We start from the raw sequence: 15,189 nt of genomic DNA on the forward strand, positions 1-15,189 counted from the left end.
ATGGCCGCGCTGATCGCCCGGGTGCTCGGGAATCCGGCTAGACGATAGAGATCGTGTAAGGCCGTCAACAGATTGCGGTGAGGCCCTGACGGGACCTCCGATTCAGGTGGCAGTGCAATTAGGCTCAGCACCACTCCAGCCCCTTTCCCCCAACTTGGCGGCGTTCACTGATTGCCTTTAAGGAAGTGCTCTACGACTGCCTTGACTGCGCCCCCGACCGCAGCCGATGTCAGTGCCAGGAAGACTCGGAGCCTAGTTCGTTCCGTTTCTCCACTTGGCGAGTTCGCAGACGCCGGCTCTTGCTCGGGGTTCGACTTCGGGATCCTCTTCCGAGAGGTGCTCATGAACTAATTCTGAGATCACAGTGACACCTGTCAGACACTCGTGAACGCCAGTTGACAGAACTTTACAGACCTGACCAGGGCGGCACAGGACGGTCGCCGACTAAGGGCCGCCCCATAATCCCCGGTGGATCAGCGCACGGTGTCAGATGTGGTACATCGCAAGGCGGAGGGACGCCCTCATACCGGACGTATTCGGGTGCTCCCGACAACGCGGCGAGGTGCCGTACCTGTCGCCGTGCGCTCGTCGGGTATTACGGGACAGCTTTAGTACCACGCCTGCCAGTGCGGCTGCCCCGGTGATCAGCCTTCGGGGCCCAGCATCATCCCCCAAGCCGCGAAGGGCGCGCCGCCCTCCGGACTGGCGGAGTATCGGTAAGACGCTTGGGCAGCCTCCGGACGCTACTCCGATGCCCCAGTCCAAACGGGAAGAGAGACAGGTATGGCCGAGTCCCCTGAGCAGGCACCCGACTACGCTGGCTGGTACCGGCCGACAAACGGGGAGAGTGCTCTGAGGATGGGACCGAAGTCGACGAGGGTCTACCAAACGATCCGGTCTTGGATCGAGTCGGGCAGGTACGGCCCCGGCGAAAAGCTTCCCTCCGAGCGGACCATGAGCGCTGAGCTGGAGATCGGCCGTACCGCCCTCCGTCAGGTGCTCGCACGACTGGCGAGCGAGCACCTCATCAAGGCGTACGACCGCAGCTCGTACCGAGTCGTGGGCGGCGAGACCGTACCCACGCCGGCAGAGCTGGAGCCCTGGACGATCCACGGCAGCAGGACGGTCTACGAGAACCGATGGGTGAACCTCGACCTCGTCGACGTTGAGCCGCCCGGGGTCGAGCGGTTCGAGCACCACGTGGTGCGCCTGCACCATGTGGCGATCACGGCTGTGATCGATGAGCAGCAGCGCGTCCTGATGATGTGGCGCTACCGCTTCGTCCCGCAGCAGTGGGGATGGGAACTCCCCGGCGGGATCGTGGACGAAGGCGAGGATGCGGCAACCACGGCGGCGCGGGAGACCGAGGAAGAGACCGGTTGGCGTCCGACGAACGTCGAGCACGTCGTGACGTATCAGCCCATGATCGGCATGGTCGATTCGCCTCACGAGATCTTCGTGGCACGGGGCGCGGTGAAGGTGGGCGAACCCACGGACATCGAGGAAGCCGGGCAGATCGCCTGGGTGCCCTTGGCGGACATCCCCCGGCTCATGGCCGAGGGCAAGCTCATGGGGTCAGGAACCCTGGTCGCCCTGCTGCACGTCCTCGCGTCGCGGGCTACAGCCGCCCCGTAAGCAGTTCCACACGCCGGCGGTGCCGCACGGACCCCGTGCGGTTCGCCAGCAGGCGCGCCTGCTGGAGGTTCGAGCGGGCCTCGTCGAACTCGCCGCGGGCAAGGTGGGCCTGCGTCAGGTCGCTGTGTAGTCCTGCCTTGGCGCGGACGAAGGTGGGGTCCGTCGTCTGGAGAGACGCGTAGAGGTCACCCATGGCCGAGCTGTCGCCCAAGAGCGCCAGCACGTTTCCCCGCCAGCGCGCCAGGTGGTCCGCGTTCAGGAAGATGCTCAGCATGTCGGAGTCACGAGCGTGCGCGCCTTCCGGCAGCACGGCCGCCGCCCGGTCCAACGCATGCCGAGCGTCGTCGTGCATGCCAGCGGCGGCGCACAGCTCAGCTTCGGCCGCGCTCAGCCAAGCTCGAAGGCGAGACGACTGCCGCTCCGCGTGGGTGCGCTGCGCGTCGCGAATGAGCTCCACTGCCATCTCGGGTCGGCCGGCATCACCCAGGACGTACGCCTGCTCCCCCATGGCGTGAGCCAAGTACTGCGGCGCGTCAGCGTCCTGCGCGGCACGCTTCGCCAGCTCGTAGTGCCGCCACGCGCGCTCCACAGAACCTGCGTCCAACGCTTGCCAGGCTGCCAGGGTCGCCGCCCCTGCCAGGGCCGTCGCGATGGGACGGCGCGTCCCTGGCAGGACCGCGAAGGTGAGCGCGTCCTCCATTGCCGTCAGGTGGCCGTTCATCTGGTCCACCAGGCCCGATGCACCCATCTGCCGGTCCATGGTCCGCAGTAGCTCGGTCTGGTCCATGAAGGTGCTCACCATGGAATCGCTGACGCTCCGCGCCGAGTCGATCCGGCTCAACAGGTCCTCGTAACCATCGGCTTGCTGGGGGACTGAACGAGCAGGCTCCCCGCCGAGCTCGGCGTCCGTCACCCCGAGCAGCGGCCGGAGGATCACGGCGTACCGCTCCGTGATGGCCCGTCGCCCGTTCTCCCACTCCGACACGTAGGTCTTCAGGCTCGCGCTGGATGCGACGTTCAACATGTGCTGCCGGGCGTAGCGCTCAATCTCGAAGATCAGTCGCTCCTGCGACCATCCCCGCACGGTACGAACAGCTCGTAATCCCTTGCCCACGTGCATCGCCTCCGATGGCCGTGCCACCTGGGCAGGGCTTAACCAAATCGCCGCAGGTGGGAGCGGGTTAACACCCTTGAGGTTAACCCCTGTTGGCTACCGGGACCCCCTGTCTGGGCCGTTTCCTGATGTCACACCGGAACACACCGGCAAGCCGCGAACGAACCAGGAGCTTGCATCTGGTGCGCACCAGATGCCATGCTTCTGGTGCGCACCAGATGGCCCGAAAGGGCTCAACTTCGGTGTGCACGCACGACCGAGAGCCCGCTTTGCAGCCCGGAGGAAAGCCCGAGGGGGCGAGTACGAAGGCAGCGTCCGTTCCTTAAGAACTCAACAGCGTGTCAAGCGAAACGAGACGGGGCGTGATCCCCATCCCCATGGCGACGGGTTGTCGTCGGCGGCAACACCTTCTCTTGCGTGCCTGCTCTGGAGAACACCTTCGGGTGCCACCCGGTACGCGCCGCCCTGCTGGCGTCAGAGCAGCGACGATGACGCACCCGACTCCCAGGCCCGGGACCGGAACGCCGTGGCAACGGCGCTTCGGCAAAGCCTCGCCCCTCCGGCTAGGAGGTTGCTGTGTTCCACCGACATCTACGGGCGCTCGCCGTACTGGACCGGTACGGCCGGCCGCGCCCTCCGCGTCACCGCTCAACCGCCGTGCGCTGCAGCTGCGGGTCCACGGCCCGCAGCTGCAGCGCACGGCAACGCCTTCCGAGTCGCCTGGCCGTCTCGGTCGGCTGCCTCCTCCGCCCGTCCGGCCCCCCGGGCCGCACGGGCGGAGTTGCAGGGAGCCGAGTACTTCCGCTCCCCCCAACGCAGTGCAACCCCCGGCGTTCCCGCGCCGAGGGTTGCTGAGTCCCGTTCCTCTCTCGAAGGAGCAAGACCCAATGAAGTCCATCGCTGCACTTCAGGACGTTGTTACGCCGTGGTCCGACGGTTTGGAGCCTTCGGACGCGGAGCTGGACACGATCGAGCGCGAGATGCCCCTCATCGAGGCAAGGGTCGAGCTCCTCGACGCGCAGATCACCGTGCTGGACCGGACGCCGTCCGCGCTGGACGAGCGGCGGATCCGCCGGGCCCGCCGCAAGGTCCTCGCCGCCCGGCGGGACCTGACCAACCAGGTCGCGGCCGCCGTGGGCATGGCGGGCGGTGCCGCATGACCAACCCGACGATGCCCCTCTCGTCCATGGCCGCGCCGTTGATGGCGCTGCGCATCTTCGCCGACGAGTACCGGCACCTGCCGGCGCCGTGCGTGGCGATCTCCACGGTCTACCCCGACCTGCTGGAGTTGTCCTTCCACGACGATGCCGACGGGTTCGAGACCTGGTGCCAGGCACTCGGGATCCGCCCCCGAGCGGTGCAGCACAGCGTTCACAGCGACGGCCGCACCAGCGTCATGAAGGCAGTGACCAACTACTCCGGCGGCCCCGTGAAGCTGATCTGCTTCACCACGATCCCCACCCCGGACGAGGTGCGTTCACGGGCGGAGGTCGGCTCGTGAACCGTGTTCAGATCCGTTCATCCGAGCGTGCCCTGTCGGTCGGGACGTGGCTGATCGTGGGCGGGGCGATGCTCTACTCCGTCCTCACCGTCACCCCGCTCATGGCCGCGCACACGCCGGCCGAGTGGCGGTGGACCGCCCCGATCCTGCCGCTCGTGGTCGACGCGGCGGTGGTGATCGTGGTCCGTCTCGACTCCGTCCTGGCCCGTCTGGGCGGGCACGGCGGGGCCTGGCCGGTGGCCCTGCGGTGGATGACCGGCACCATGACCCTCGCGCTGAACATCGGCGTATCCGCGCTGGCAGGGGACCTTGTCGGGGTGGCCGTGCACTCCGTCGCACCCCTCCTCCTCATCGTCACCGCGGAGGCGGGTCTCGCCTACCGGCGGGCCCTGACCGCCGCCGTCCTGGCGGTGGAGGCCCGCCAGCGGGCGGAGCAGGATGCTCGGGAACGGGCGGCGGCGGAGCGGGAGGAGAACCGGCTCCGGGCCGCTCGTGAACAGCGCGAGCACGAGGCAGCCGTCGCCCGTGAACAGCGTGAACACGAGGCCGCCCTCGCCCGTGAGGAGGCCGAGCGGCAGGACCGCATCCGGCGTGAGGAGGTCGAGCAGGCGGAGGCTGCGGCGCGGGAGGAGCGGGAAGCGGCTGAACGCCGTGAACAGATCCGTGAACAGCAGCAGGCCGAGCGTGAACGACTTGAACGCCAGGCCACCCAGCAGCGAGAGCTGGAGGCCCAGCAGCAGGCCGAGCGTGAACGCCGTGAACAGGCCCGTGAACAGGAACGGATCGAGCGTGAACGCGCCACCCTCCTCGCGGCCGGCCCGCCTGACGAGAAGCTCAAGGAGCACCGTGCCCGCGAGGTCGTGCAGGCCGCGTTCGAGGCCGGCCTCGCTGTCCGGGTCGCCGCCGAGCTGACCGGCTGGTCCGTCGGCTGGGCCTCCGCCCGCTACCAGGAACACCGCGACAACAGCACCGCCAACGCCCCGGCCCTCACCCCATGAGCACCCTCCCGGTCTACCGGTGGCGCCTCGCCCCGGACGGGCTGGCCACCCGCCGTCAGCTCCGCGCTGCCGGGCTTCGGCCCGGCGGTCAGGACGTCGTCGCCCAGTTGGAACGTCCCCGCCGGCGGCGAGGCCCGCTGGTCGCCTACCTCTACCTGATCGAGCGGGCCCAGCCCGTTCGCCCGATGACCGCCCGCCGGGTGGCCGCACTTGCCAAGGCGAATGCGGCCCGTCGCCGCTGCCCTTCCTGCAGGAGGGATGCCGGGTACGTGATCCCGGCCTCGCTCGGCATGTGCAACGCCTGCGCCCACCCCGAAGAACCGCGCGTCGCCTGACCACCTCGACGACATCGGAGTTTCCCGTGAGCACGCAGAACCCCAAGACCGGCGCCCCCGCCTCCAGCGCGCAGGGCTCGCATCACTGGTTGCTGACGCTGGAACTGCCCTCCCGGGCGATGTGCACGCAGAACGGGACCTGGACCCCGCCCGCCGGCATGACCCGTAAGGACGCCTACCTGGCCCTGCGGGACGCCCTCGTCGCCCAGCAGCCGGAGCTGGCCCGAGCCAACACCGTCTTCTTCTCGCTGGAGCCCAACCAGCTCTGAACCATTCCGTGCGAAGGGCCCGGCCGCCCACCTCCTACAGCGTCGGCCGGGCCCTCCTGATCCCCGTGAAGGGGGCCTGTTCAGCATGACGGAAGTCCTGACCGAAACGACAGCTCCGCCCGAAGAATCCAGCCCCGGCCCGACCCCGTCCGCCCCGCCCGCCGCTGGAGTCGCTCCGGTGGCCAAGGTGGAGCACACCGAGGGGGGTTGGCCGGCCGTCCCGATCGCCTTCTCGGGCACGAACACCACCGCCGGTCTGGTCGCGACGGCTGCTCTGGCCGGCGGCCCGGTCGCCGCGGTGATCGCCATGACCGGCGCCGCTGTCCTGGGCACGGTCGCCGCACGACGCAAAGCCAACACGACCAAGTCCAAGACCGCGAAGGCAGGCTCGAAGGCCAAGCAGGCCGCCTCCACCGCCCGCCACGCCTCGACCCCAGCGGGCCGCGGGACAGCGGGCGGCCGGATCCCCGCTCAGCCCCGCTCCTCCGGGCGCGCCGGTACCAGCGGCTCCCGCCCGGGGACGGGGCAGACAACCGGTCGGCACGGTGCCGGTCAGTCTCGACACCGCGCCGGATCACCCACCGTGGGCCGGACCGGGGCCACGTCCAAGACGTTGCCCGGGACACCCGCCAAGGGCAGGGGGACGGTCCTGGGGCGTGTGGCCAAGCAGGCGGACCGTCTCGGCGGGGGCCGGGCCGGTCAGGTCCGTGCCCTGCGCGCCCAGTCCCGCGACGGGAAGCCGAGCCGCGCTGAGGCGCGTACGGCGACGTCGCAGGCCCGGCGGCAGGTCGCTGATGCCCGGCGGGCCACGAAGGCCGCCGACCGGGCCGCACGGGCGACCAACGCGCGCGGCCCCGCGGCACGGACGTTGGCGAAGGGCATGTCGAAGGCAGCCGCCGCCCGCGACAAGGCCGTCGGTAAGGCCCGGGCCGCCCACGACCGCGGCACCGCAAAGGCGGTGGCGTCCGGACGGCAGGGCGTTCGCTCCGCCGCCCACCGGGCCAGGGTCGCTCAACTCGCGGCCCCCGCGCAGAAGGCCGCACGTCGGGCGCTTCGGCGTTCCGCCCTGCGCTTCCAGGCCCGCCGCGCATTTGCCGCTCTGCTCGGCGGCGCGATGGGTGCGCTGGGGTTCATCTCCACCCCGCTCGGGCGAAAGCTCGGCTGGGCGTGGTTGATGCACCCCGGTCGGCGCCTCTACCGGCGTCTGGTCGGCCGGGCGGCCGACGAGCGGGACACCCGCGACGGGCAGATCCGCGCGGAGCTGACCGACGCCGAGCAGGCCGCCGACGCGGAGGCCACCGCCGAGCTGAACGAGGACGAGCAGCAGATCGGGGGCCGTGTCCAGCGGCCCGCCAGCACGATTCCCGCACCGCCCACCACCCAGGGAGCACCCACGATGAGCACCGCTTCGGGAACCGGATTCCGCTTCGAGGAGCTCGCCGCCGAGATGGAAGCGGCGGCCCAGCAGTACGAGCCCGAGGGCTGCATGGAGATCCTCGCCATGATCGAGGGACTCCCCTCAGCCTTCGCATCCATCGCCGCCGTCATGGGGATCCTCGCGGAACGCTCCGACGAGGAGTTCCCGCTGGACAAGGCTGTCGCGGAGACGTTCCGGGACTGCTTCGGCGCCGTCATGGCCGCTGCCTCGCTCGCCGAGGAGATGGGGCCGGTGTTCCGGCGCGTGCACGAGGCGGACATCGCCCGGCACGAGGACCCCCGCAACGGCTACGAGGCCGAGAAGGGCTGGAACGTCTGACCATGGCCACCAACACCGCACCTTCCACGGGGCCGGTGTGGGACTGGAGCGCCGGTCACGGACCCGTGACCGGCGCCCTGTCCGCCACCACCGGCGCGTTCGCCGTCTCCACCATCGGCGCCCTCACCCACATGCCCCCCACCTGGGCCCTGGCCGCCGGCACCGTCGGCGCGATCGGCCACACCGCCACCGGCCTCCGCCAAAAGCTCGCCGGCCGCACCATCGGCGCGCGGGCCGCGTCCTGGCTCCTGGGATCCGGCTGGACGACCTGGGCCATCGCCACCGGCCCTCTCACCTGGTCCGCCCTCGGTTCCCTGGCCGTGATCGGGGTCGGCATGGGAGCCGCCGCCCGCTCCGTGGGCCTCTACGAGGAGGCCCGGGAGTTGGAAGCGATTGCCGCGGCCGAACGGCAGGTCGCCCGGGAGCTGTCGGCCGGACGCCGGGCGATCGCCGCGGAATGGGTCGATCGGATCGAGCGGGTCTGTCACATCACCATCCGCGTCCTCGCGGTCGAGACCTGGCCGACCGGCGCCGGGTTCACCATCGACGCGGAGCTGCCCTCGGGCGGCACCACCTACGACAGGATCGCCGCCGAGTCCGCACGCCTCGCGGCCGATGCCAGGCTCCCGCACGGCTGCACCGCCATCGCGAGCCGCGGCATCGACCAAGGGCGCGTCCTGATCGACGTCACCACCGTCAACGTGCTGGAGCAGGAGACCCCCTACCCCGACGGATACGGCCCCCTGTCCATCCACACCGGCATCCCCTGGGGCTACCGCACCAACGCCGAAGAGATCTGCGCCTACCTGCGCGAGCAGTGCGCGCTGGTGGTCGGCCCGACCGGATCGGGCAAGTCGAACATGATCCACGTCATCCTTGCCGGGTTCGCCCGCGCCGAGGACATGCTGACCTGGGTCATCGACCTCAACGCCGGCGGCGCCGGACTGCCCTGGGTCCGCCCCGCCATGACCGCAGACCCGGACAAGGAGGTACGGCCGGGCATCGACTGGCTCGCCTCCACCCACACAGAAGCCCTCCTCATGCTGGAGGCCGCCCTCCGCGTCGGGCTCCACCGCAAACAGGCGTACCAGGACCTGATGGCCAAGGCGAACACCGACCTGCTCCCGATCTCGCCGGAGATCCCGCAGATCATGCTGGTCATCGACGAAGGCGCCGAGATCCTCGCCAGCAGCGACCCGCAGATGCGGATCCTGGCGAAGAAGATCCTCGAAGTGATCCGGATGCTCCGCTCCGCCGGCATCCGCACCGTCCTCACCGCGCTCGGCGCCACCGGCTCCGTGCTCGGCAACCTGATGATCCGCCGGGAGGGCAAGGTCAGGGTCGCGCTCACCGGCGGCGAAACCGAGGGCATGGACCTGGCCAAGCTGTTCCCCGGCACCCGCGGACTCCGAGTCGACCAGGCCCCTTACAAGGGCGCCGGGTTCATGGGAACCCCGGAGTCACCGGCGGCACTGTTCAAGACGTGGCGGATCCTCCCGAACCAGATCCGCGACATCGTCCACGCCACCTCCGACCGGCACCCCCGACTCGACGCGATCTCCGCTCAGGCCGCAGGCCCCGACTACACCCACCGCTGGGACCCGGCACGCACACCGTGGCTGACCAACCCCGCCACCCCGACCCCCTCCGCCGCTCCGGACACCGCAACGGGAGCGGCCCGTCCGGTCGGCAGGAGCGGGAGCCTGAACCTTAAGGCGCTGCGGGACGAGCCCACCGGACCGGGCGCCATCGACGAGGACGCGTTGGCGGAAGAGTTCATGCGGCAGATCGACGCCAAGTTCGGCACCACCGAACCGGCGACCGAGCCCCGGACACCGGCACCCGGACTGAACCTGTCCGCACTCCGCGACGAGAAGGACACCGGGCCCGGTTGGCTCCCGGACGCGATCACCGCGATCCGGGACGCCGGCACCGACGGGCTGAAGCCCGCCGCCATCGCCGATCTCGTCGGCAAGGGCCGAGAGTCGGTCCGCAAGGCACTCAAAGGCGCCGCCGAACGCGGTGAACTGATCTACCGCGACCGGGGCCCGCACTCCGTATACGTACACCCCGACCACGCCTGAACCCCCCACACAGAGCTACCGCCTACTGCCTACCGCCCACACCCCACTGGGCAGTAGAACGCCCTCCTACTGCCCACAGATGCCCCTTCAACAGGCAATTGGGCAGTAGCCACTAGGCAGTAGGCAGTGGGCGGTAGGCAGTGGGCGGTAGGCAGTAACCCGCCACGCAGAGCAACCAACCACCGCGGGCGGCCCCAGCCACAAACGGGCCGCCCGCGCCGCGTACAGGAGCCTGCAATGCCCTATGGACCCACCCGCACGAGCACCTCCCCCACCGCCCGTTACGGCGATCCCATCTACTACCCGACAGCCATCCAGCAGCCGATCTTGCTGCCCACGGAACTGCCGCCCGGGGTCGAGATGGTCACCCTCCCCGGCGGCTACCGCACCCTCGCCTACACCCACCCCCAGCCCACCGAACCGGCGCCCGCTCCGGCCGTGCAGCCGATACCGGCGTGGGCGAAGACCACCGCCCTGCTAGCCCCGACCATCGGCGGCGGCATCGCCGCGGCCGGGTTCGGGATGTCCTACGCCGCACCCGGAGTCCTCGCCATGGCCGAAGCCCTCTGGGCCGCCGTCGCGCTCATCGCCGCCGGCACCCTCGCACCGCTCCTCCTCCGCACCGGCAGCAGCCGCGCCCACCGTCGCGGGTCGGTGCAGCACATCACGCAGAACATCACCGCGACCGGCCTGTTCGGAAAGGCCAGCGGCACCCTCAACAACCGCTGAAGGAGAACTGTGCGACTCCGCATCCGGCGCACCACCTGGCCCCGCCCGGCCCTGATCCTGACCGACACCCCTCACCCTGCCTGCCCGGACTGTGGTGGGGAGGGCGGACACAACCGCGACTACGGCGACTACGAGACCGGCGAGTACGCGGGCACCGAGTGGGACCCCTGCCACTGCTGGGACGAAACCCGCAGCAGGGTCCTGCTCCCGCTCCCGCGCTTTCCCCGGCGCCGCCGCGACAGCACGGACCCCTGGGGCGGCGCCCACACCGACGAGCCCCCGTTCTGACCACACGAAAAGGGCGGCCCCCGTCTCGGCAAAGTCCGGGGCCGCCCTCGTCCACAACCCATCAACAGACCTGTGGAGGTCACCAGCATGACCCACTCCACCGCCATTCGGCGAGACCCCACCGGCGACCGGCCGTTACTCCTGGACGCCGCCCTGACCTTTGCTGGCCGAGGCTGGCCGATCTTCCCGCTCCGCCCCGGCTCAAAGGCCCCCGCCCTGCACCGCCAGGAGCGCTGCCCCCTCACTGGTGTCTGCGGCGACGGGCACGTGAAGTGGGAGCAGCGCGCCACTACCGACCAGACCGCCATCGCCAGGTGCTGGAGCCACAAGCCGTACAACATCGGATTGGCCACCGGCCCGGCCGGGCTGATCGTGGTCGACCTCGACATGCCCAAGGCGAACAGCGGTCAGGACGCGCCTGACGGCGCGCACAACCTGTTGGCGCTCTGCGAGCGCGCCGGGCAGGCCGTCCCTGCAACCCTCACCGTCCGGACTCCCTCCGGCGGGACCCACCTGTACTTCACCGCCCCCGACGGCATCCGGCTCGGGAACACGGCGGGCAAACTGGCCCCGCTCATCGACACCCGCGCCCACGGCGGATACGTCGTCGCCCCCGGCAGCACCACAGCGGCCGGTACCTACGAGATCACCGACGACTCCCCGGTCGCCGAACTCCCCGCATGGCTGCTGGCTCTCCTCCGGCCCCCGGCGCCGCGCCCGCTCTGCCTGCGGATGCCGGGAGCGGTCCGCGGCGGCAGCGCGGCCCGCGCCGCACTGGGCGCCGAGTGCGACGTGGTCCGGCAGGCGCCTGCGAAGCAGGCGAACAACACGCTCAACCGCAGCGCCTTCAAGGTGGGGCGCTTCGTCGCGTGGGGCGACCTCCCCCGCGAGGAGGTTGAGGAGGCCTTCCAAGCGGCGGGGGAGGACCGCGGACTCACCGTGGCCGAGTGCCGCGCCACGATCCGCTCCGCCCTCGACAGCTCCGCCCGCACGGTCCGCGCCCGGGAGACGGCATGACAACCCACCCCCATCCCCCCTTGGAAGGCCCCACCCACATCCCTGCCGGAACCAGCCCCGCCGAACCGGCCCCCGCCCCCGACGGCCGTAGCGCGCTGAGGGTCGTCGCCGAAGGCGTCCCTTCATCTGTCCGCCCTGACCCACACGCCGACGACGGACGCCGGCCCATCGCCTGGCTCCACATCAACGCCCCCGGACGCGGCGTCACCCCGTCCGTCCGGTCGTGGTGCCGGTGCGGGCGGGACCTGTTCGCTGCGGGCCAGCGACGCGCTCTCGCCCTAGTCGACGACCACAACGTCCACCGCACCATCTGCCCTCTGCGGGCCGACGACAGGAGTGCAGCCGCATGACTCTCACCACCGTCCTTCCCGCCCCCGCTGACACCACCGAGGCCCAGGAGCAGGGGCCGGAGGGAGCGGCCGTCCTCGACGCGGTGGAGGCCTTCCACCGCCGCTTCAACGTGTTTCCGAGCGAGGCCGCCTACGTCGCCGTCGTGCTGTGGGACGCGCACGCACACCTCCTCGACACGTTCGACGCCACGCCCCGGATCGCGTTCCTCTCCCCGGAACCCGGGTCTGGGAAGTCTCGGGCGCTGGAGATCGTGGAGACCCTCGTGCCCGCGCCGATGGTCGCCGTCAATGCCTCCCCGGCCGCGCTCTTCCGCGCCGTCTCTGGAGGCGAGGGACGTCCGACGATCCTCTTCGACGAGATCGATACCGTCTTCGGCCCCAAGGCCGGTGAGAACGAGGAACTGCGCGGGTTCATCAACGCAGGCCACCGCCGCTCCGGCGTCACCTACCGCTGTGTCAGCGACGGACAGGGCAACCAGTCCGTCGTCGCCTTCCCGTCGTACTGCGCCCTCGCCGTCGCCGGACTAGGGAACCTGCCGGACACGATCCTGACCCGCTCCGTGGTCGTCCGCATGCGCCGCCGGGCCCGCAACGAGCGCGTCGAACCGTTCCGTGCCCGCCTCCACACCTCCGAAGGCCATGCTCTGCGCGACAGGCTCGCAGGCTGGGCCGACACCGTCCGCGACCGCGTCATGGGCGCCTTCCCCGTCATGCCCGACGGGGTCACCGACCGGCCGGCCGACGTATGGGAACCGCTCCTCGCCGTCGCGGACGCGGCCGGCGGGGACTGGCCGGAGCGGGGCCGCGTCGCCTGCCTGGAACTGGTCAATGCCTCCCAGAGCGACGACAAGGCCAGCATCGGGATCCGTCTTCTCACCGACCTGCGCGACCACGTTTTCGGCGACATCCCTCGCCTGCCCACCGCCGCTGTACTCGAACAGCTCCGCTCTCTCGACGAAGCGCCTTGGGGGGATATGGCGAACGGCCGGCCGCTCGACGCCCGAGGCCTGGGGCAGATGCTCCGCGAGTACATGACCGTGGACAACAAGCCCATCGTCGCGAGGAACATCAAGAGCGCGGGCGCAGTCCTCAAGGGCTACTACGCCGCCGACCTCGCCGATGCCTGGATTCGGTACTGCCCGCCCCCCACCCCCTGAAAAGAGCGCTACCGCCGCTACCTCCGCTACCTCGCAGGTCAGAGCACCTGTGAGAGGTAGCGGCAACACCTGCGGTAGCGGCGAAACACCGCTACCGGCGTGGCCCCGGCAACAGGCCGGGGCCACGCACTCATCCGCTACCGCTACCCCTTCCGCTACCAAAACACCGCCCCTGACCTGCGCGGTAGCGGAGTAGCGGCGGTAGCGGACATCTGAGAGGGGAGGCCGACGTGCCTTCCACTCCTCAGCGCTCATTGAGCCTCATCGACTGACTTCACGAGGAGATGACGATGGCAACGTCCCGACGGCCGCGAACGCCGGTGGACGAATGGCTGCCTCTCACCGAGGTACTTGAGGAACTCGGCATCACCCGCGCCACCTGGTACCGCTGGCGAAACCGTGGCTACGGCCCGGCGGCGCGCCGCCTTCCGAACGGTCACCTTCGGGTGCGCCGAAGTGTTCTGGACGAGTTCAACAACGGCCTGGAGGCTGCGTGACCGACTGGAGCTACACGGTCAAGATGTGGGCCATCCGCAAGCGGCCCTATCGGAAGCCCTACCAACTCCGTTGGCAGGTCGGGATCCGACCTCACTCCGAGTCGTTCCTGACGCTCGGGCTTGCAGAGAGCCGGCGCGCGCAGCTCATCACCGCCGCACGGGCCGGGGAGCCCTTCGACGTCGACAGCGGGCTCCCCCGGTCGTTGATCCAGCGAGAGAAGGACATCCCCTGGTACCAGCACGCCCGGAACTACATCGAGATGAAGTGGGACCACTCCCCCGCCAGCACGCGAAAGACCCTGGCCGAAGCCATGGCCACGGTCACCATGGCCCTGGTGAAGGACACGAAGGGCATGGCCGAGCCGAGCGTCGCCCGGCGCGTGCTCTACAGCTGGGCCTTCAACGTGCACCAGTGGGACAAGGAGCAGCCGGACGAAGTGCAGGCAGTGTTGGCGTGGTTCGAGCGGAAGTCCGTTCCGGTGTCGGCCCTCTCTGAGCGGATGCTCGCGCGGAAGGCCTTGAACGCCTGCACCAAGCGGCTGGACGGGAAGACGTCCGCAGGGTCCGTCATCACCCGGAAGCGAGCCATCTTCCACCAGGCCCTCGGCTACGCGGTGGACGCGGAGCTGCTCGCGGAGAACCCTCTCCATTCCCTCCAGTGGTCGGCTCCCGAGAAGGTTGACGAAGAACTGGACCGCGCGTGCGTGCCCGGTCCAGAGCTCGCCGAGCAGCTACTGGCCGGGGTTCGATCGCAGGGGGCGCGCGGACGGCATCTGGAAGCCTTCTTCGCCTGCATCCTCTATGCCGCCGCGCGCCCCGGGGAGACGGTCGGGCTGCGGGCCACGGACTTCCACCTGCCCCGGCGAGGCTGGGGGACGGTGTGGCTACGGGAAAGCCGACCGCGTGCCGGCCGTTCCTGGACGGACTCCGGCGAGGCCCACGATCGGAAGGGGCTCAAGCACCGGCCGCGCAGCGCCGTACGGCAAGTCCCGATCCCGCCGCAGCTGGTGTCACTGCTGCGATGGCACATCACGGTCCACGGCGTCGCGGCGGACGGGCGACTCTTCCGGACGGCTCGCGGCGGCATGGTGCAGGAGAGCGGGTACGGAGAGGTGTGGGCGGAGGCCAGGGCCAAAGTTCTCAACCCACAGGATCAGGCGTCCAAGCTGGCAAAACGACCCTATGACCTTCGCCACACAGCGGTGTCAACCTGGCTGAGCGCTGGGGTGGAGCCGCAGATCGTCGCCGAGCGGGCCGGCCACAGCCTGGCGGTGCTCTTCCGGGTGTACGCGAAGTTCCTAAAGGACGGGGAGGAGGCAGCGAACGCCAAGATCTCCGCGCGTCTGGACCGGCGGTAGCGAACGGCCAAACCGCAGGTCGGATCCCGGATTCCCGTCCACGCCCCGTCCACAGACGCTGGTAGAGAGCGTGCGTCAACGAGACAGAGCGAGACAGTCCA

At 70.1% G+C, this 15,189-nt stretch carries 15 protein-coding genes; 14 read left to right on the plus strand and 1 reads right to left on the minus strand.

All coding sequences use genetic code 11. From position 1 onward, the window contains the following. The first annotated feature begins 858 nt into the window (after nt 1-858). On the plus strand, nt 859-1,635 hold the full coding sequence (locus tag IE257_RS20630; RefSeq protein ID WP_189970674.1) for an NUDIX domain-containing protein: 777 nt from the start codon (nt 859-861) through the stop codon (nt 1,633-1,635). Here the strand turns inward: IE257_RS20630 and IE257_RS20635 are convergent. Next, entirely contained in the window at nt 1,619-2,749 is a 1,131-nt protein-coding gene (locus IE257_RS20635) for a helix-turn-helix domain-containing protein (RefSeq protein ID WP_189970676.1), read from the minus strand. The two genes, IE257_RS20630 and IE257_RS20635, sit on opposite strands and share 17 nt — an antisense overlap. A gap of 887 nt (nt 2,750-3,636) precedes the next feature. Here IE257_RS20635 and IE257_RS20640 point away from each other — a divergent pair. The 13 genes from IE257_RS20640 (at nt 3,637) to IE257_RS20700 (ending at nt 15,088) form a co-directional block, all read left to right on the plus strand. Continuing rightward, nucleotides 3,637-3,909 carry a DUF6284 family protein gene (locus IE257_RS20640; protein WP_189970678.1) on the plus strand — a complete coding sequence of 91 codons (273 nt, stop codon included), beginning with the start codon at nt 3,637-3,639 and terminating at the stop codon, nt 3,907-3,909. Further along, nucleotides 3,906-4,250 carry a hypothetical protein gene (locus IE257_RS20645; RefSeq protein WP_229920534.1) on the plus strand — a complete coding sequence of 115 codons (345 nt, stop codon included), beginning with the start codon at nt 3,906-3,908 and terminating at the stop codon, nt 4,248-4,250. The genes IE257_RS20640 and IE257_RS20645 overlap by 4 nt, the downstream gene beginning before the upstream one ends. Then, nucleotides 4,247-5,248: a DUF2637 domain-containing protein gene (locus tag IE257_RS20650; protein WP_189970680.1), complete on the plus strand. Its 1,002-nt coding sequence runs from the start codon at nt 4,247-4,249 to the stop codon at nt 5,246-5,248. The genes IE257_RS20645 and IE257_RS20650 overlap by 4 nt, the downstream gene beginning before the upstream one ends. After that, nucleotides 5,245-5,583 (plus strand): RRQRL motif-containing zinc-binding protein, encoded by a 339-nt coding sequence (locus tag IE257_RS20655; protein WP_189970682.1) that lies wholly within the window; start codon nt 5,245-5,247, stop codon nt 5,581-5,583. The genes IE257_RS20650 and IE257_RS20655 overlap by 4 nt, the downstream gene beginning before the upstream one ends. Nucleotides 5,584-5,609: 26 nt before the next feature. Beyond that, complete coding sequence (locus IE257_RS20660) at nt 5,610-5,852, plus strand: hypothetical protein (protein ID WP_189970684.1); 243 nt, start codon at nt 5,610-5,612, stop codon at nt 5,850-5,852. 85 nt (nt 5,853-5,937) lie between these two features. Beyond that, nucleotides 5,938-7,608 carry a hypothetical protein gene (locus tag IE257_RS20665; protein WP_189970686.1) on the plus strand — a complete coding sequence of 557 codons (1,671 nt, stop codon included), beginning with the start codon at nt 5,938-5,940 and terminating at the stop codon, nt 7,606-7,608. Between the two features lie 2 nt (nt 7,609-7,610). Further along, on the plus strand, nt 7,611-9,692 hold the full coding sequence (locus IE257_RS20670) for a hypothetical protein (RefSeq protein WP_189970688.1): 2,082 nt from the start codon (nt 7,611-7,613) through the stop codon (nt 9,690-9,692). Between the two features lie 237 nt (nt 9,693-9,929). Next, entirely contained in the window at nt 9,930-10,421 is a 492-nt protein-coding gene (locus IE257_RS20675; RefSeq protein ID WP_189970690.1) for a hypothetical protein, read from the plus strand. Nucleotides 10,422-10,430: 9 nt separating this feature from the next. Beyond that, nucleotides 10,431-10,709 (plus strand): hypothetical protein, encoded by a 279-nt coding sequence (locus IE257_RS20680; RefSeq protein ID WP_189970692.1) that lies wholly within the window; start codon nt 10,431-10,433, stop codon nt 10,707-10,709. 87 nt (nt 10,710-10,796) lie between these two features. Continuing rightward, nucleotides 10,797-11,726: a bifunctional DNA primase/polymerase gene (locus tag IE257_RS20685; protein ID WP_189970694.1), complete on the plus strand. Its 930-nt coding sequence runs from the start codon at nt 10,797-10,799 to the stop codon at nt 11,724-11,726. 346 nt (nt 11,727-12,072) lie between these two features. Then, complete coding sequence (locus IE257_RS20690; RefSeq protein ID WP_189970697.1) at nt 12,073-13,233, plus strand: DUF3631 domain-containing protein; 1,161 nt, start codon at nt 12,073-12,075, stop codon at nt 13,231-13,233. A gap of 290 nt (nt 13,234-13,523) precedes the next feature. Continuing rightward, complete coding sequence (locus IE257_RS20695; protein ID WP_189970699.1) at nt 13,524-13,730, plus strand: helix-turn-helix transcriptional regulator; 207 nt, start codon at nt 13,524-13,526, stop codon at nt 13,728-13,730. Next, complete coding sequence (locus IE257_RS20700; RefSeq protein WP_229920535.1) at nt 13,727-15,088, plus strand: tyrosine-type recombinase/integrase; 1,362 nt, start codon at nt 13,727-13,729, stop codon at nt 15,086-15,088. Before IE257_RS20695 ends, IE257_RS20700 begins: the two co-directional genes overlap by 4 nt. Nucleotides 15,089-15,189: the final 101 nt, after the last annotated feature.

Origin of the sequence: Streptomyces avidinii (genome assembly GCF_014650695.1) — a bacterium.
In the GTDB taxonomy this organism is placed as follows: domain Bacteria; phylum Actinomycetota; class Actinomycetes; order Streptomycetales; family Streptomycetaceae; genus Streptomyces; species Streptomyces avidinii.